The 17,276-nt window shown below is 57.1% G+C and carries 14 protein-coding genes; 3 read left to right on the forward strand and 11 right to left on the reverse strand.

What is annotated here, in order from left to right:
* Positions 1–22: 22 nt before the first annotated feature.
* The gene (locus tag AC22G1_RS09940) at positions 23–289 is read right to left on the reverse strand and encodes a DksA/TraR family C4-type zinc finger protein (protein WP_464950835.1); all 267 of its coding nucleotides are present in this window, start codon (positions 287–289) and stop codon (positions 23–25) included.
* 77 nt (positions 290–366) lie between these two features.
* On the reverse strand, positions 367–1,257 hold the full coding sequence (locus AC22G1_RS09945) for an AraC family transcriptional regulator (RefSeq protein ID WP_487316619.1): 891 nt from the start codon (positions 1,255–1,257) through the stop codon (positions 367–369).
* Between the two features lie 133 nt (positions 1,258–1,390).
* Here AC22G1_RS09945 and AC22G1_RS09950 point away from each other — a divergent pair, with 133 nt between their 5' ends.
* Positions 1,391–2,128, forward strand: coding sequence for an SDR family oxidoreductase (locus AC22G1_RS09950; RefSeq protein ID WP_487316620.1), 738 nt, complete (start codon positions 1,391–1,393; stop codon positions 2,126–2,128).
* Positions 2,129–2,163: 35 nt separating this feature from the next.
* Here AC22G1_RS09950 and AC22G1_RS09955 read toward each other — a convergent pair whose 3' ends face one another.
* Positions 2,164–3,024, reverse strand: coding sequence for a hypothetical protein (locus tag AC22G1_RS09955; protein WP_487316621.1), 861 nt, complete (start codon positions 3,022–3,024; stop codon positions 2,164–2,166).
* 46 nt (positions 3,025–3,070) lie between these two features.
* Positions 3,071–4,639, reverse strand: a complete 1,569-nt coding sequence (locus tag AC22G1_RS09960) for an esterase-like activity of phytase family protein (RefSeq protein ID WP_487316622.1) — start codon at positions 4,637–4,639, stop codon at positions 3,071–3,073.
* A 226-nt stretch (positions 4,640–4,865) separates the two neighbouring features.
* On the opposite strand from AC22G1_RS09960, the gene AC22G1_RS09965 reads away from it, so the two are divergent.
* Both AC22G1_RS09965 and fabA read left to right on the forward strand, forming a co-directional pair.
* A complete protein-coding gene (locus AC22G1_RS09965) occupies positions 4,866–6,848 on the forward strand; it encodes an AAA family ATPase (protein WP_487316623.1) in 1,983 nt (660 codons plus the stop codon).
* 79 nt (positions 6,849–6,927) lie between these two features.
* On the forward strand, positions 6,928–7,446 hold the full coding sequence (gene fabA / locus AC22G1_RS09970) for a 3-hydroxyacyl-[acyl-carrier-protein] dehydratase FabA (protein WP_050658190.1): 519 nt from the start codon (positions 6,928–6,930) through the stop codon (positions 7,444–7,446).
* Positions 7,447–7,494: 48 nt separating this feature from the next.
* Here the strand turns inward: fabA and rmf are convergent, their stop codons facing one another.
* The 7 genes from rmf to pyrD all read right to left on the reverse strand — a co-directional run bounded on the left by rmf (position 7,495) and on the right by pyrD (position 17,228).
* A complete protein-coding gene (rmf, locus tag AC22G1_RS09975; protein WP_487316624.1) occupies positions 7,495–7,674 on the reverse strand; it encodes a ribosome modulation factor in 180 nt (59 codons plus the stop codon).
* Positions 7,675–7,876: 202 nt separating this feature from the next.
* Positions 7,877–9,538, reverse strand: coding sequence for a DUF3466 family protein (locus AC22G1_RS09980; protein WP_487316625.1), 1,662 nt, complete (start codon positions 9,536–9,538; stop codon positions 7,877–7,879).
* 24 nt (positions 9,539–9,562) lie between these two features.
* Entirely contained in the window at positions 9,563–11,464 is a 1,902-nt protein-coding gene (gene uup / locus AC22G1_RS09985; protein WP_487316626.1) for an ATP-binding cassette ATPase Uup, read from the reverse strand.
* Between the two features lie 69 nt (positions 11,465–11,533).
* A complete protein-coding gene (gene rlmKL, locus AC22G1_RS09990) occupies positions 11,534–13,663 on the reverse strand; it encodes a bifunctional 23S rRNA (guanine(2069)-N(7))-methyltransferase RlmK/23S rRNA (guanine(2445)-N(2))-methyltransferase RlmL (RefSeq protein ID WP_487316627.1) in 2,130 nt (709 codons plus the stop codon).
* Between the two features lie 127 nt (positions 13,664–13,790).
* Complete coding sequence (locus AC22G1_RS09995; RefSeq protein WP_487316628.1) at positions 13,791–15,464, reverse strand: sulfatase family protein; 1,674 nt, start codon at positions 15,462–15,464, stop codon at positions 13,791–13,793.
* A gap of 111 nt (positions 15,465–15,575) precedes the next feature.
* A complete protein-coding gene (locus AC22G1_RS10000) occupies positions 15,576–16,127 on the reverse strand; it encodes a cell division protein ZapC domain-containing protein (RefSeq protein WP_487316629.1) in 552 nt (183 codons plus the stop codon).
* 90 nt (positions 16,128–16,217) lie between these two features.
* A complete protein-coding gene (gene pyrD, locus AC22G1_RS10005; RefSeq protein WP_487316630.1) occupies positions 16,218–17,228 on the reverse strand; it encodes a quinone-dependent dihydroorotate dehydrogenase in 1,011 nt (336 codons plus the stop codon).
* Positions 17,229–17,276: the final 48 nt, after the last annotated feature.

Here is a 17,276-nt window from a genome sequence, read left to right on the forward strand (position 1 = left end):
GGAAGATAGTTTTGCAGGTCGCCTAACGTAACTGACTGTCTTTACTGCCTCTTCTGTTGTAGAGGGCATTTTTATCGGCCTTGGCATCCATTGCCTGCTGGCAGTTGACGCAATATTGCACGCCGGGCAGTGCCTGGCGGCGCTTTTGGGGAATAGGCTCGCCGCATTCTAGGCAAAATTCACTGCCAGGGCCCTTGCCGAGCTTGGCCCGCGCCGCCGCAACGGCGTCGTCTATTGTGGAGTCGATTTGCTTGGTAACGGCGTCGTCACCGGCCCAACCTGATGCCATGGTGCCCTCCTCTTCTACTCTTGCTCTTTCAAGCCTAGCATTGCTGCCTTGCTCGCCTCAAAGCCACGGTTATCAGGCTATACCGACAAATTCAAACCATGGCCCTGGCGCAAGCGGCCGGCATCGGCTGCCGGGCTGTGGCCAAAAAATCGCCGGTATTCGCGGCTAAACTGCGACGGGGTGCCGTACCCTACCCTGTAAGCTGCCTGGGCCGCATCGAAGCCTTCAAATACCATCAGCCGCCGGGCTTCGTGCAGGCGCAGGCTGGTGCGGTAATGAATGGGGCTAAGGGCCGTTAATGCCTTGAAGCGCTCAAAGAGTACCGACTCGCTAAGGCCCACTTCACTGGCCAGTTCCTGCACCGTAAAAGGCTCGCAAAAATGCCCTTTTACCCACTGCACGGCGCGGCCGACGGCGTTGTCGCCAAGGTTGCCGGCGATATGGCGCAAGGTGGCACCAGCGCCGCCTTTAACCAGGCGGTAGACAATCTCCTGCTCGATAAGCGGCGCTAAGGCGGCGATATCTTCCGGGGTGTCGAGCAGCGACAGCAGCCGAAAGCAGGCATCAGCCAGTTCTGGCTCTGTAGGCGTGGTCGCCATAGGCGCTGCCAGGGGCGCGGCAGGAAGCGCTTCTACATAGCGGGCTACCAGCGCCGTATCAAACCCCAGGTGAAAGCTTAAAAACGGCTCGTCAACACTTGCCTTGGCAATGTGGCTAACCGCCGGCAGATCCACCGACACCACCAGATAGCAGCTTGGGTCGTACCGGTACGACAGGCCGTTCCAAAGGGCCGCTTTGGCGCCCTGGGCCACTACGCAAAGAGACGGCCGGTACGCCCAGGGAATGGGCAAGGTTGGGCTGTGGCTACGCATCAGCCGCAGCCGCTCTATGGGGGTGTCGTTTATTCCATCCACCTTGGCATGCCGGTCAATCAAGCAAGCCAGTGGCGATAATTCTTCTCTAACCATTTGACTTTATTGGTTCTGATCCGTTTTTAGGTGAGCGCTCCGGAGGATAGTGCAAGGAATGCGGAGTGCAAGCCAATGTAACGCGCTCGCGTGGCGGTAACAATAGCCAGGCATTTTCACACCGGAGCCTGTTATGAAACCGACCAACCAAACCGCTATTATCACTGGTGCCTCTCGTGGCATTGGCGCCGTACTTGCCAAACGTTTAGCCAAAGACGGCTTTGACGTGGTGGTGAACTACACCGCGTCCCAAGCGGCAGCCGAAGCGGTAGTAGAAGACATTATCGCCATGGGCGCCAAGGCTATCGCAGTGCAGGCCGATATCACCCAATCTGGCGATATCGCACGGCTTTTTGATGCCGCCCAGCAGCTTGGCCCCCTCGGCGCCGTGGTATGCAATGCCGGCATTTTGGAGCTGGCGCCTATGAGCGAGTTTAGCGACGAGGCCTTTGCACGATTGATGGCAGTAAACCTTACCGGCGCTTTTTACACCCTCAAAGAAGCGGCCCGGCGCTTGGATAAAGGCGGGCGCATTGTGGCGATATCGACCAGCGTTAACGGCAGTTATCTTCCAAGCTACGGCCCTTATGCAGCCAGCAAGGCGGCAGTTGAAGCCATGTGCAAAGTGCTTTGCAAGGAACTGGCCGGGCGCGAGATCTCGGTTAACGTGGTGGCGCCAGGGCCTGTGGCTACCGAGTTATTTATGGAAGGAAAATCGGATGAGCTGGTGGCCCGTATTGCCGGCATGAACCCCTATGGCCGCCTCGGCCAGCCAGAGGACATCACTGATGTGGTCAGTTACCTGTTAAGCCCGGCCGCGGTTTGGGTTAATGGCCAGGTGCTGAAGGTCAATGGCGGTATGGTGATATGAAAAAGGCCCCGTTCGGGGCCTTTTCTTTTGCCAAGTTAGTTACAAAAGCCCGAGGCGTATTGGTAGACCGCCTGGGTTTTGGTGGTGCCGTCCGGCTGGTTCCAGGCGCTAAGGCCCTGCATGGCCTCAAAAGCCTGCTTGGCACGTTGCACCACCTTTTGGATGTAATCGGCGCCGGCGTCTTCATATTTAAAAGAGGCCTCGGCTACCATGGGCCGCAGCGCGCCGCTGGGAGATTGGCTGTACCACAAGGTCAAGCTCAGCTCGGCATCGATGGAGCCAAGGTCAAGCACCAGCCCCTTATAGACCCGCTCATACACCACCAAGCCCCCTACCCGCGCCAGGCTCAGGCTGTCGCTCATGTAATTGGCATCGGCAAAGCCCGAATAGAGGGTGTTGATGTCGTCCCCGGCGTTAACGGTGCGGTTGCTGGGCACGGTGGTGGAATGGCTGTAAATCACCTTAAAGCTGTCGCTGCTTTTGGCGGTGATGTCGGCTTCGAGTTTGCTCTCGCTGCCACTGGCGCTGCTGGAGACATCTTCAAAATCGGCAATGTAACGGTCCGGGCTTCTGAATTTGAGGGTCAGTTCGGTGTCGCCCTCTTCGGTGCGCTGGCGAAAGCTGTAGCCCAGGGCCTTTAGCGGGCAGCTGCCGGGGTGGTCGTAGAAGCTGACGGTACGCACTTTTTCCAGGGTGAGATTACCGCTGATGCTGCGGTTGATGGCGCTTTGAACTGCGCTTTCAAAGGCGGCGGCATATTGGTCGGCCTGGCCCTGCTCACCGGCGAAGGTGAAGTTGGCCGGGTTTAGCATCAGTTTGTATTCGCGGGATGTCACATCGGGGTTGGCCATGGCGGCAAGCGGCAGCAATGCGGCGGCCAGGAGGTATTTTTTCATCATTCGCTCCATGAAAAAAGCCGGCGCTGGGCCGGCTTTTTGGGGGTTACTCGATACCTAAATCGAGGCCTTTGACGATATAAAGGGTGTTGGCGTCGATGCGCGATTTGGCGTCATCGAGGTATTTTTGCTCTAGCTCGCCATCGTCGGTAGACCACACCGCGAAGTCGTCGTCGTTCAAGACGCCGATGCGGCTGTTGTTGATGATCCACAGCCCTTCCATTTTGTCGTGGGGGTAGCCAACTTCGGCCACCATATCCACCACCATCTTCTTGGTTACCGGCATGATGCCGTCGTTGGCCAAGAGATCCCAGCCGGCGCTGCTGTCACCGTTTGCCAGGTTGTCGTTTACCACCTGCTCAAGGGTGCGCCCATCGATGGTCAGGCCAACGCTTGGGTCTTGAACCATGTTGGTGGCAGCGGCCACTTTTTCGAGATCGGTAGCAGCGCTGATATCAATCTCGTAGACGCGCTTCATGGCGTTGGGGTTGGTGTTGTAGAAGGCGCCGTCGCGCTCAATCACCAAAAAGCGGGTCGCGCTCAGGGCCTTGATGGCGCAGTTGGAGTTCTGCAGCTTCTCCTGGCGGTACAGGTACTGGGAGATAGCGCCGGTTTCGAGGTTGACGGTCACGATACGGGTGAGATCGGTGCGGTTCTTGCCGGGGTTATCCAGGCTCGATTGCATGATCCCCACCAGGGTCTTTTGGTCAGGGGTGACGGTCAGGCCTTCCATGCCGCGGTTGGCCCAGCGGTGGGCAAACTCGGCAGGCAGGTTGAAGTTGTCACGGCTGTCGGCGGCAAAGGGGTTGATGCGGCCAATTTCTTTACCTGTGGCATCAAAATGCACCATATGAGGGCCGTACTCGTCGCTCACCCAGAAAGTGCCGTCTTTCATGGCCACCAGGCCTTCGGAGTCCAGACCATAGTCGTCGGTCTTGGTGGGGTTGGTGGTGGCGTCATAAGGCTGGGTGGGGTCAACCAGAATGGGGGTGCCGTCGGCGTCGTAAGGAATTTCGTTGGTGCCGCCAAGGGCGGCGCTGTTAGGCAGGCCGCTGATGGGGTTGCCGTCGCGGTCTTTAAGCAAAATGGTGCTTACTTGTCGTACTGAGCCGGTGGCCTGGATCTCAAACAGGCCGATGCGCGGTGTGTAATCCGGGGTCGGGAACTTCTTACCTGCGCCCAGGCTGCCGGTGTAGCTGGCGTTGGGGCCTCGGTCGGTCAGGCCGTAAAAACGCATGGGGTTGGCCGGATCGGCGTCCATATCGGAGCCGTAGCCGCCGTTGCGAATTTCCATGGTGGAGCCGGGAATGGCGGCGTTGGGGAGATCGTTGCGCATCACCGAGTAAGGCAGCTCAACACCGCTGGAGGAGAAGTTGTCAGGGTTACAGACATAGGAGGTTTTGGCGATCTCACCGGCTTCAAGGGTGCCGTTGCCGTTGGCGTCGACGCCACTGTCGATTTGCACGCCGCCCAGCCAGCATTGGCTGTTACCGGTGGCAAGGTCGGTTTGGGTAACCAGGCTATTCAGGCCATTGCTGCCGTTATCGCCATCGTCGTTACAACCGGTTAGCGCGACCAGGGTTGCCAGGGCAACCAGAGACAGTTTCCTTTTCATGATTATTTTTTCCAGCAGGTTAACAGGACGCTGGAAGGCTAGAGGGTAATTACTGCATATTTATGAATGGGTTGTGACATATATGTATGGGCCCTGTCGCAAATTGTCTCAGCCAAGGTGCTTGATAGGCAGGCCTTGGTGCCAGGCCTTGCTCCGGGTAACAGCCGCTGCCACCACTGATGGGGCGTGATATCATGAATCATTATTTCTTCTTTCTAAGTCTTTGATGCTCAACAACCTGCTTTTAGAAGCGACTCAGCTTCGGCCAGGCTTTTCCTTGCAAGCCCTGCCCTTTGGCTCCGCCTTCCTGCTAGGGCAGGAAAACGGCGTGGCAGAACTGGCCCAGGCCGCTGCCGACCACAGCCCCCTAGGCCACGTTTACATGAGCGCGCCGTCTTACCTCGACACCATCGCCATATTCAAAGCCGCCATCGCCGGCCAGCCCAAGGCGCAGCGCCTGGGTAAACTGTGGGACTGGTGCTACGCCGAGAACCTTTTTGAGCCGCGCCGCCCTTATTGCTTGAAACTCAAAGCAGGCAGCGGTGATGACTTTTGCAATGCCGTCACCGAACTGCTGGACGCCGCCATTGGCGGCAAAGACACTGAGGCCCTGCTGGCTGCCATTATCCAAAGCCAGCCCCAGGAGCCAAGGCTTGGCGCCTACCTGCCAACTTTGCTAGCCCAGGTTGCCAAAGGCGAAGGCTTCGCCCACCCGGTGCTGCTCAATTTGCTTGTCAATCAAAAGCCCGATGAAGTGCCTATCGTCCACAACCGGGATTTATCCGAAGTGGGGCTTTTTGGCGAGATCACCTTCGAGACTCAAGAAGGCACGGTGCTGGTTAACCAGCACCTGCTGCGCCCAGGGGATTTGCACAAAGCCAACGGCGGTTACCTTTTGGTGTCGGCCACCGAACTGGTCGAGCAACCAGAGCTTTGGACCCGCCTTAAAGAAGCGCTTTTTTCCCAGCGAATTCATTGGAGCCAGTATCGCGGCCAGCTCCAGGGGAACCCGCTCTTTATGCCAGACCCCATGCCGCTGGATGTCAAACTGGTACTGTTTGGCGACCGGGGCGATCACCTGGATCTGTTGAGCCTCGACAGAGATCTGGCGCCACTTTTCCCCTACTTTGTGGAATGGCAGCCTTTTGTGGCAGCAAGCTGTGCCAGCGAGCTGGCGGCGCACCTGGGCTTTGAGGCCCAGAAAAAAGCCCTCAAGCTCCCCTCCCCTGGTGCTCTAGCGGCCCTTATCGCCCACGGCTGCCGCCTCTTTGAAGATCAGCACCGCATTGCCCTTTGCCACCACCGCTACAACGAACTGCTCAGCCGCGCCAACTTCTTTGCCAAAGGCGAGATGATTGAAGCGCAAGACATTGAAGCGGCCATCAAGGCCCGGGATAACGCCCAGTCGCTGTCTAAAAACATGAGCCGCGACGCCATGGCCAAGGGGCAAATTCTTATCGACACCCAGGGGCTTTGCATCGGCCAGGTGAACGGTTTGACGGTGCTGGACATGGGCAGCGTGGAGTTCGGAGAACCGTCACGAATCACTGCTACAGTGCACTACGGTGATGGTGACATCATCGACATTGAGCGAAAAGCCGAGCTGGCGGGGAATATTCACGCCAAAGGGGTAATGATCCTGACCGCCTTCCTGGCTGCCCGTTTTGCCCAGGAAAGCCCGCTGCATTTATCTGCCTCTTTGGTATTTGAGCAGTCCTACCACGAGGTAGACGGCGACTCGGCCAGTGCCGGCGAGTTGGTGTGTTTGCTGTCAGCGCTGGCGGAATTGCCGGTGCGCCAGGACATTGCCATTACCGGCGCCATTGACCAGTTCGGTAACGTGCAGGCCATTGGCGGCGTGAATGCCAAGGTAGAAGGCTTCTTTGACGTTTGCCAAAGCCGCGGCCTAACTGGCAGCCAAGGGGTGATTTTGCCCAAGGCCAACCTTGAGCAACTAAACCTCAATGACGAGGTGTGCCAGGCAGTGGCTAAGGGTGAGTTTCACCTCTGGTGTGTCAGCCATGTCGATGAAGCCATTGCCTTGATGATGGAAACCGACGCAGGCCAGGTAGACGATGAAGGCCTGTACCCAAAAGACTCGGTGTACGGCCGTATTCATCTTCGCCAAACGGCACTGATGGAGCTGGAAGAGCCTATATCTACGGTCGGTAAGCGCTTTTTGAACTGGCTGGGGCTCGGCAGGCACTGAATCTGTTGGCTGGTCTGCGTTGTTTAGCGTACAGTTGTTCGCTAATCTTTCGCCCGTTCGTGAATTAAAGGATATCTTTGTGCTGACAGACAAACACAGTTTCAGTCGTGAAGAGTTGCTGGCCTGCTCCAGGGGCGAACTCTTTGGTCCCGGTAACAGCCAGCTGCCTGCGCCCAACATGCTGATGATGGACAGAGTGAGCCATATTCACCTTGAAGGCGGCGAATTCGGTAAAGGCCAAGTGATTGCCGAACTGGATATCAACCCTGATCTGTGGTTCTTCCAATGCCATTTCCCGGGTGACCCAGTGATGCCGGGCTGCCTTGGCCTTGACGCCATGTGGCAGTTGGTGGGCTTTTTCCTTGGTTGGCAAGGCGGCCCCGGTAAAGGCCGGGCCCTGGGCGTAGGTGAAGTGAAATTTACCGGCCAGATCCTGCCTACCGCTAAGAAAGTCACTTACCGCATCAACATCAAACGCCTTATCAACCGCACCCTGGTGATGGGCATTGCCGATGGCGAAGTAGAAGTAGACGGCCGGGTGATCTACACCGCTAAAGATCTGAAAGTGGGTCTGTTTAAAGACACCTCCAGCTTCTAAAACAAAAGAGCCCCGCGGTTGCGGGGCTTTTCTTACCATCGATATCAGTTATTTCAGTTCCACACCATTGATGACCCTGTCTTCGACGGCAGTGCGCCATCCTGAATACCAGTGACTTCGAGCATCCACATTCTGGTAAGGGCAAGCCTCTCTTGGCTTACCACCGATCCCGGCCTGATAGCCGCGAGATTGAGCCCTTTCAAGACGGTCACGTTTTTGTCTTCTCATCCTTTACATCCTCTTCCTAATGAAGCTGAAGGTACGGAAACGCACAGCCGATGATGCTGTACCTTTAACTAATTAGAGAAAATGACGGGGATGATCAAATCGGGATCTGAGAGCATAGCACTTGACATCACCCAAGCACTTGACTTCCCTTTTAATTTTTTATGACAAAAAAAACCGCTCAGAGAGCGGTTTTTCATCGTCTTTAGTGTTTGCGTCGGCGTAGCCCCAGCAAACCCAGGACCCCGAGGCCGAAGACGCCAAAGCTGCCGCCGCCGGAACGGCTGTAACTCTCATCCTGATTGTCTTCACAGGTGGTGGCAGTTTCATCTGAAGGTTCCAGCAGAACTGGGCGCAGTACATATTGGACGTTACCGTCGTCATCCAGCACCTGATTGCCTGAGCTGTCACGCAATGTGGTAACTGCCGTGGCTGCGATTTGGCCAGCATCGTTTATCTTACGGGCTCCCTCCAGTACCCAGTCTTCCCGGGCGGCACAGGTGTCGCCGTTGTAGACCTGACTCAGGGTGCTGCTGTCAAATTGCAGGCGTGTGTTGATGTCGGCAAAAACGTCGTTATCAGCATCATAAACGAAAGCATGTTGACGCCGAGAACTGGACGGTGGCAGCTGCTCGTAGTCGGCGGCGCCAACCACCAAATCACTGCTATTCACGTCATAAGCGGTGGAGTTAGCACTCTCGTAAAAGGTAGACGGATAGGTGATGGTGTCTGTGTCGTAGTTATAAACAAAGAAGCGGTAGGTACTGTAGCTGGCAGGATAGCTAGTTTTTCCGACCACTAGGTTGTTATTGTTGATGCCGTAGGCAACGGAAGAGCTTATGTCGCTGTTGGTCTTGGTAATGGCCTTGATGGGCTTACCGGTACTGACATCAAATATAGTCGCAACCTGGCGGTTGGAGTCACCGTCTAAATAGGTGGATTCACCAGCAACAATGCCGTTGTCATTAATGGCATAGCCGTAGGAGTTATATGACGCTGGATTATCGTCATCGCCGGTTCTTTCACCCAAGATCCCGAGGGATACCGGGTTACCGGGCACGCCGTTAGCAAGAGGCCAAACAGTAGCCCGGTATTGATAGCCACTGTTCCTCATGCACACAAGGATCGGCAGAACTTCGTCGCTTTCACTGCAGCTATCCAAGGCCGTGCTGCTGCCGGTAGAGAACTTGGATGAGCTGTAGCCAACGATATAGCTGCTCGAAGCGCCTTCGGCAACGGAGATCCCACCCAGTTTTTCATCGGCGGTCACCACTGTAGTGTCTCCGCGGGTGATGTCTGGGTAGGTAAAAAGCGGATAGAGCGGATAGCTGGTGCCGTTATTGTCGGTAAAAAAACCGCGGTTGTCGTAATTACGCTGGTAAACCGACACATCATCATCGCTGCTGTCTTTGTAGGTGACCAACTGCCAAGGCGCGGTGTTATACCCGAAGTAAAAATTGTCGATACCGCCAGTCACATAACTGGTAACGGTCAGCAAATCATCGCTACTCGCCAGACCAGGCACCAAAGACACGGAAGGGTCGGCCACAAAGCCGTTACCTGAAGTCCGTGCCCGGTAGCTGCCTGAGGTTGAGTTTGTAATATCATCTACAAGATCGGTGACGGTTTCATCGTCGTAGACACCAAAGAGATCGGAATAAATGTCGTTAGTGGTATCTGTCTCGGTGATCCTGGACGTCAAAACACCGGTAACTACACCGCTCTCAGTGAGGCCTTGAACACTGAGGTGATAAGGCGCGACCGGCTGAGTATCAATAGGCACCAGCTTGTAACTGGTGGGAATGGCGGCAATGGCCTGGTTGGTGGCCAATGCCACCAATGAGAGGGTAAAGAGACTTTTTTTCATGAATTCGGTATTCCTGCACACAGCTTATTGTTGGGCGTCCAATGCTTCCCACCGGGCAAAGGCCTCTTCCAGGGCTTGCTCCAGTTCGGCCAGCTTGTCCAGCATTGGCTGGGTTTCGCTGACGGGGCGTGTAAAAAAGTCCGCCTCGTTGATTTGATTCTGCACTTCGACCATCTGGGTCTCGAGTTGTTCAATCAGACCCGGCAGACTTTCCAGCTCGCGCTTGTCTTTGTACGACATTTTGGCATTGTTGAGCGGTTTTTCGGTGTCTTTTTTCGGCTTAGCGTCAGCTTTGACGGCTTTTGCCTCATTTGCCACAGCTTGCATTCTGGTTCGCGCCGCGGCGGCATCGACGTAGCCGCCGGCGTGCACCTCAAGATTGCCGTTACCGGCAAACCACAGCACGCTGGTTACGCTCTGGTCGATAAAGGCCCGGTCATGGCTGACCAGCAGCAGCGTGCCTTGATATTCGGCAAGCATTTCTTCAAGCAATTCAAGGGTTTCAATATCCAGATCGTTGGTCGGTTCGTCAAGGATAAGAAGGTTAGATGGCCGGGCAAAGAGCTTGGCCAGCAGCAAGCGGTTACGCTCACCACCGGAGAGCGCCTTAACCGGCACCCGAGCCCTTGCCGGGGTAAACAAAAAGTCTTGCAAGTACCCCAGCACATGACGGCTTTTACTGCCAAGGGCCACTTCCTGTTTGCCGTCTGCCACCTGCTCAGCGGCCGAGAGCTCCGGGTCCAAAACGGCACGGTGCTGATCAAAATAGGCAATTTCAAGGTTGGTGCCCTGGCGCACCGTACCGCTGTCGGGGGCCAGTTGGCCGGTCAGCAGTTTGATAAGGGTGGTTTTACCGCAGCCGTTAGGGCCCACCAGCGCCAGGCGGTCGCCGCGCTGCACCACCAAGTCCAGGTGCTGAACTATGGGTTTTCCCTGATAGCTATAGCTCATGTCTTCGACATCAAACACCAGCTTGCCTGAGCGGTCTGCTTCTTCCACCTGGCCCCGTACTTTGCCAATGACATTACGGCGCTCGGAGTGGGTTTGGCGAAGCGCCTTAAGCGCCCTCACCCGCCCTTCGTTGCGGGTGCGGCGAGCCTTGACGCCCTGGCGGATCCAGACTTCTTCCTGGGCCAGCTTTTTATCAAACAGCGCGTTTTGCTCGGCTTCCACCCGCAAGTCTTCTGCTTTGGCATCAAGGTAGGCGTCATAACCCACGTCATAGCGGGTCAGCTGGCCACGGTCCAAGTCCAAAATGCCGGTGGCCACCTGGCGGATAAACTGCCGGTCGTGGCTGATAAACAAAATGGCACCGCTGTAGGACTTACAAAATTGCTCCAGCCACTGGATAGACTCGATATCCAGGTGGTTGGTGGGCTCGTCCAGCAGCAAGACAGTGGGATCACCAGCCAGGGCCTGGGCCAGAGATACCCGGCGCAGCCAGCCCCCGGAAAGCGCATTGAGCTTCTCTTCACCACTCAGCCCCGCCAGTTGCAGGGCGCGCTGAATTTGGGTGTCCAGCTGCCAGCCGTCGCAGGCGTCCAGTTGGCTTTGCAAGGATGCCAGCTTGTTGAGGGTTTTCTCGTCGCTGTGCTCGGTAAGGCTTGCCGAGAGTTCGTGGTAAGCCAGCACCAGTTCCCCGACTTCGGCTAGGCCCTGGGCCACAAAGGCGTAACTGGTGATGTCTTCGCGCGGCGGCGGATCTTGAGAGAGCCGCGCCACGCCACCGTCATGGTGGAACTGCAAGGTGCCGTCATCGAGGGTCATGTCGCCGCTGATGATTTTCATCAGGGTCGATTTGCCGGTGCCGTTGCGGCCCACCAGGCACAGGCGCTCGCCTTCTTGCAGGCTAAAGCCGGTGTTGGCCAGCAGGGGCGCATCGGAAAAGGACAGGTAAGCGTTGGTAAGGGTCAGGACTGCGGCCATGGTAAAAGGCTTCTGTTATTCCGGTTTAAAAGGGCAGCCGGAGCTGCCCTTGGGTTAAGGGCTAGAGTGTCAATCTCTGGGGGAAAACACCAGCTTAAAGCACACATGGATGTGCGGATTGCGCTTGTAGTCTTCCGGCAAGGTGGCCTTGGATACATCTTCAATCTGGTAACCCAGGGCCTCCACGGCGTCACGGTCGAGCTTGAAGTGGCGCTTGTTGTTGGAAAACACCACGGTAGCGCCGGGGCTCAGCACGTAGCTTATCTCGTCCAAAAGCTCGATATGGTCGCGCTGCACGTCAAAGCTTGCTTCCATCCGCTTGGAGTTGGAGAAGGTGGGCGGGTCAACAAACACCAGGTCAAATTTGTCTTGGCAGCGATGCAGCCAATCCAGCACGTTGGCCTGCACCAACTGGTGATCGCGGCCCTTGATACCGTTGCCGCGCAGGTTCTCCTCTGCCCAGTCCAGATATGTGCGGGACATATCCACCGAAGTGGTGGTCATGGCGCCGCCCTTGGCGGCATGCAAGGTGGCGGTGCCGGTGTAGCAAAAGAGGTTCAAAAAGCGCTTGCCCTTGGCCATCTCCCCTACCCATTTGCGGGTCAGGCGGTGGTCAAGGAACAGGCCGGAATCGAGGTAATCAAAGAGGTTAACCCGGCAGCGCACGCCGTATTCTTCCACCCAAAAGTACTGGTGGCGGCTTTCCAGCTTCTCATATTGATTGCTGCCGCTTTGGCGGGCCCGGGTTTTCACGGCGATTTTATCGGACTGCACCCCGGTTACCGCCACCGTGGCCACAATCAAGTCTTGCAGGCGGCGGGCCGCCTTTTCCGGCTCGATGGTTTTGGGCGGCGCGTATTCTTGGATAACGATGCGATCGCCATAGCGGTCGACGGCGGCGTTGTAGTCGGGCAAGTCGGCATCATAAAGGCGGTAGGCTTCAATGCCTTCGCGCTTGGCCCATTTCTCAAGAGCTTTGATGTTCTTTTTCAGGCGGTTGGCATAGGCCTCCACCGGGCCGCTCAGGGCCGATTGGGCTACTTCGCTACTTTCTACCCGCGCTTCACCCTGGCGCTCGTCCAGCTCGTAGCTGGCCAGTACCGCTTCAATGGCGCCGTTATTGAGTTGCCACTGGTTGGATTTCAAGAGTTTTAACTGGCGCAGGCTTTCTGGGCTACCGGTGTAAACCCCCAGGCGCCAACCCATGAACTGGCGCGCTTTAACGCCAAGCTCTCTGTAAAGGTACAGTACTTCGGCCATATCCCCCAGGCGCTCGCCATAGGGAGGGTTACACAGCAGCAGGCCCCGCTCGCCGGGTTTGTCACCCAAGTCTTTGAGCGGCTGGGTTTCGAAGGTCAAAGCGCGACCAACGCCGGCGGCCTTGGCGTTGTTTCGGGCCTTCTCTACAACCCGTTTGTCGCTGTCAAAACCAAAGAACTTACCTTCAATGGGCTGGGCGGCGTCGATGGCGGCTTTAACTTCTGTGTTCCAAATCTCGGCGTTGTGCAGCGCCCAGTTTTCAAAGGCAAAGGCGCGCTTGAGGCCAGGGGCGCGTTTACCGCGAATAAGGGCCGCTTCAATCACCAGGGTGCCGGAGCCGCACATGGGGTCGACCAGAAAGTCGAGGCTGGGGTCTTTGTGCCAGCCGAGCTTGTACAAAATAGCGGCGGCTAGGGATTCTTTGAGCGGCGCGTCGCCAGCCTGGGTGCGATACCCCCGCTGGTGCAGCGGTTTACCCACCAGATCAAGATAAATGGCCAGGCCCTTTTTACCCAAGTGGGCATGGACGCGGATATCCGGGTCTTTCACATCCACCTGAGGGCGCTGGCCGCGCTCTTCGCGAAACACATCGACGATGGCGTCTTTGATTTTCATGGCGCCAAATTGGGTATGGCGGATCTCGCTATTTGAGCCGGTGAAGTCCACCGCAAACTTGTTGCCAACCGAGAAATGCGAGGGCCACAGCACCTTGGCAGCCAGGGCGTAGATGTCGTCAGCGGTTTCGGCTTCACCTTCGGTCAGGGGCCACAGTACCCGGCTCGCCAGGCGCGACCACAGGCAGATGCGATAGGCGTTTTCCAAGGTGGCATCGGCCTTGACCCCGCCGTGGCCGGGTTTGGCGGCGATATCCAGCAACGCCAGTTCGTCCACCAGCAAAGCTTCCATGGCGGGGGCACAGGTAATAAAGAGTTGAGACATGGGAAGATCCTGACCAAGTTAGCCCGCGATTATAGCGCCTTGGGCCCCCTTAGCTCAAAGCCTGCAACAGGGCTTTGCGCCAAGCTCTGGCAAAAAAGCGGCGCCACCGGGGCGCCACTTTTTATCGTCAGGCCAAAAGCGCCTCAGGATCTTGGTTAAGGTTTCGGGGCAATCGTCTTTTGCTGGCTCTTTGCTCGGCCAGCAACTGGCAAAGGGCTTCAAAAATCGGCTCGGGCAATTGCTGGCGATTAGCCGGGGCCATCAGGTTGATTTGTTCAAGCGGGTCGGCATCAAGGTTGTAGCACTCAAACTGGGCCTTGACGCCGGTCGGCACCGGCAGGTTGTCGGCGTTGCCCGGGCCTTGGCTGAAACGGGGGTTGTCAAAGTAGCGAGAGAACTTCCAGCGCCCGCCCGGAAGCGCGCTGGTGATGATGGTCTCCAGGTGCTTGGGCTGGGTAACGGGTTTGTAGGGTTTGTCGGTGATGGCGCTTCGCATGTCGGCGCCGGTTTCTATGGTGTCGTCCGACATGAAATAGAGGGTGCGAGACTTGCCGTCGTTGTTGTCCCTGAGCCAACTGGCCAGGTCTTCGCCCACCAGAGGCGCCGCTTCGGTATATCGGCGGCTAAAGCGCTCAGCCATGGCGTGTTGCTCGCGGCTGCCTGCACCGGCCAGGCCCAAGAGGGTCGGCAGTAAATCCAAGTGGCTGGTGAGCCCTTTGTGCTCACCCGGCTTGAGCTCGGCTGGGTATGACAGATAAAAGGGCACATGGACCGTTTCTTCATAGGCGTTGTACCACTTTTGGTGCAGGCCGCCATGGGCGCCCAGCATCTCGCCGTGGTCCGAGGTAAAGACCACTATGGTGTCTTCAAAAAAGCTGCATTGCTCAAGTGTTTGGTAAACCTTGTGGATATGGCGGTCTACCTCGGCAATCAACCAGTAATAAAACTGGCGATAGCGGGCGATATCGGGCTGTGGCAGGTAAAAGAGCGGGTATTGGCTGGCGTAATCGGCCTGGCAACTGGGCTTGCTGGCCAAGTCTTCATCGGCGGTGGGGGCCGGGTCGATTTGCGGCAGGTGGCCGGCTTTCACCTGCTCTTGAAAGTGCTCGAACCATTGCACATCGAAAAAGACGATGTCATGGGGGTTCACAAAGCTTGAAACCAACACAAAGGGCTGGTCGTCCCCTGCCCTTGCCTTGGCATCCAGCTCTTCGAGGGTGCGGCAAACCTGGTCTGCAAAGCCCGGGTCACGGTTGGTGCCGTCGTTGGCTTGCAAGGAGCCGTGAGGCTCGGGGCCTATCCAGCCGTGCCAGCCATAGGGCTGCAGCCGGTTGGCGACCTTGTAGTTACCTATTTTGTCGGGAATGGGGCTGCCGTCGGTCTCGGTGGTCAATAACGCGGTGCGGGTACCCGGCACCAGCAAGTCTTCGTCCGACAGATGCCATTTCCCCCGGTAGTAGGTTTGATAGCCAAGGGCCTCAAACCAGTGGCCCATGGTGGGCAGGGTGTCGGCGTCCAGCCAGAACATGGCCGGATCGAACGAGGATTTGCCCATGCCCGGCGTCTGGCTCACCCCATGCAGGGACGGATATTGGCCGGTAAAAATCGTGGCTCTGGCTGGCGAACAGGCGGTGGCGCCGGTGTAATGGTTTTGAAAGCGGATACTGTTTTTGGCAATGGCTTCCCGGCCGGGGCAATGGGCCAGGCGCCAGGCTTTGGCGTCAGCATTTTCGTAAGGGGGCGGGAAGCGTTCTTCATCGGTCATGATGACCAAGATATTGGGGCGTTTGGGCGATGCCATGTGTCCTCCTGACAGTGCGTCGATTGGCCTAAGCGGCCAGACTGGCAGGAAAACAGTGCTTGGCGTCCCTGCCACCGCTTAGCCTAGCAGTGGCAAAGGACACTCGCCGGGTCAGCTAACCCGGCGCAGGTTATCGCCTTGACGTTGCCACTGGGACGGCCAGAGGCGATTGTTCATCACCTTGACCACCTGGAAGCAATCGAGGGTTTGGCTGTCCGATAAGCCCAGCGGGCCATCCAGCAGCATGCACAGGGTCGAGTTGGACTCGAAGCTCTCGATGGCCAGGCATTGGCCGCGGCCAAAGGCGGTTTGCAGTGACACCAGTGCCGGGCTTGTCGCCGCCTCTACCCCTTGGGGGTTCTCGGCAAAAAACCAGCTTTTGGGCATGGAGGGCTTGGCAAAGCGGCGAATGGCGCAGGCGTTAAGCGCAGCCTGCACCCGCTCCGGGTCTGACAGCGTATCGCAGGGCGCCAGAGCGTTGATAACGGCCGCATAATAATGGGCATCGTCAACATCGAAAGCGCCGCCAAGGCAGGCATCGGGGATGAGCCACTTGGAGCCGTATGGCGTCATGAACACAAGGCCGCCACCAAGCTCGATGCTCAGTCGGTTGTGGTCTTGGTCAAATTGCCAGGCCCAAGTGTGGGCCGGTTCCAGAATCATGCTGCATCTCCCTGATAAGATGTTAAAAATTATACAGCATGATCCTGAAAATTAAAGGTTTTTTGAAAATCGTTCAGGATCGCGGCGCGATCATTCGATCCCATCCACGATCGCCTTTACCAGCGCGGGCCCTTGATAAATAAAACCGGTATAGATCTGCAACAGATCGGCCCCGGCATTGAGTTTTTCCTGCGCACTTTGCGCAGAATCTATACCGCCCACCCCGATAATGGGCAGCTCGCCGGCCAGCATGCCCTTGAGTTTTGTCACGGTTTGGGTGCTGAGCGCGCGCACCGGCCGGCCGGAAAGACCACCGGCTTCGCTGCCGTGTTTAAGGTGCTCGACACCGGTGCGGGCCAAGGTGGTGTTGGTGGCAATCACCCCGTCCATGTGGTGGCGGCGCAGGCAATCGGCCACCGATTGGAGCTCTTCATCGTTCATGTCGGGGGCGATTTTCACCACCACCGGCACGTAGCGGCCGTGCTGCTCAGCCAGTTTCAGCTGGCGGGCTTTGACTGATGAGAGCAGCTCGTCGAAGGCCTCGCCGTATTGCATGCTGCGAAGCCCGGGGGTGTTGGGAGAGGAGATGTTTACCGTCACATAGGAGGCATGGCCATAGACTTTGTCCAGGCAGATTAGGTAGTCCTCGGTGCCCTTTTCAACCGGCGTGTCTTTGTTCTTGCCGATGTTGATGCCGAGAATGCCCTTATAGTTGGCCGCTTTGACGTTGTTGACCAGGTTATCGACGCCGAGGTTGTTAAAGCCCATGCGGTTGATGATGGCATCGGCTTCCGGAAGGCGGAACAAACGAGGCTTGGGGTTACCGGCCTGGGGGCGCGGGGTGACGGTACCCACTTCGATAAAGCCAAAACCCATGGCGGCAAAGGCGTCGATACAGGCGCCGTTTTTATCCAGACCCGCCGCCAAACCCAGCGGGTTTTTAAAGGTCAGCCCCATACGTTCAACAGGTTTATCCGCAACCGATTGCGCAATGAGCCCTTTGAGGGGACTTTTACCCAGCCAGGCCAACTGGCCAAGGGTCAGATCGTGGGAACGCTCCGGGTCCATCCGAAACAACAAGGGCTTAAGCAAGGAATACATGTCACCTCCAAAAAAAACCTCGGCACCAGGCCGAGGTTTTGCATTATA

Source organism: Gallaecimonas zhanjiangensis (genome assembly GCF_057624825.1).

Excerpts from the sequence above, each read along its gene's own strand:
- AC22G1_RS09940 (WP_464950835.1), bottom strand. The coding sequence starts at position 289 with ATGGCATCAGGTTGGGCCGGTGACGACGCCGTTACCAAGCAAATCGAC.
- AC22G1_RS09945 (WP_487316619.1), bottom strand. The coding sequence starts at position 1,257 with ATGGTTAGAGAAGAATTATCGCCACTGGCTTGCTTGATTGACCGGCAT.
- AC22G1_RS09950 (WP_487316620.1), top strand. The coding sequence starts at position 1,391 with ATGAAACCGACCAACCAAACCGCTATTATCACTGGTGCCTCTCGTGGC.
- AC22G1_RS09955 (WP_487316621.1), bottom strand. The coding sequence starts at position 3,024 with ATGAAAAAATACCTCCTGGCCGCCGCATTGCTGCCGCTTGCCGCCATG.
- AC22G1_RS09960 (WP_487316622.1), bottom strand. The coding sequence starts at position 4,639 with ATGAAAAGGAAACTGTCTCTGGTTGCCCTGGCAACCCTGGTCGCGCTA.
- AC22G1_RS09965 (WP_487316623.1), top strand. The coding sequence starts at position 4,866 with ATGCTCAACAACCTGCTTTTAGAAGCGACTCAGCTTCGGCCAGGCTTT.
- rmf (WP_487316624.1), bottom strand. The coding sequence starts at position 7,674 with ATGAGAAGACAAAAACGTGACCGTCTTGAAAGGGCTCAATCTCGCGGC.
- AC22G1_RS09980 (WP_487316625.1), bottom strand. The coding sequence starts at position 9,538 with ATGAAAAAAAGTCTCTTTACCCTCTCATTGGTGGCATTGGCCACCAAC.
- uup (WP_487316626.1), bottom strand. The coding sequence starts at position 11,464 with ATGGCCGCAGTCCTGACCCTTACCAACGCTTACCTGTCCTTTTCCGAT.
- rlmKL (WP_487316627.1), bottom strand. The coding sequence starts at position 13,663 with ATGTCTCAACTCTTTATTACCTGTGCCCCCGCCATGGAAGCTTTGCTG.
- AC22G1_RS09995 (WP_487316628.1), bottom strand. The coding sequence starts at position 15,464 with ATGGCATCGCCCAAACGCCCCAATATCTTGGTCATCATGACCGATGAA.
- AC22G1_RS10000 (WP_487316629.1), bottom strand. The coding sequence starts at position 16,127 with ATGATTCTGGAACCGGCCCACACTTGGGCCTGGCAATTTGACCAAGAC.
- pyrD (WP_487316630.1), bottom strand. The coding sequence starts at position 17,228 with ATGTATTCCTTGCTTAAGCCCTTGTTGTTTCGGATGGACCCGGAGCGT.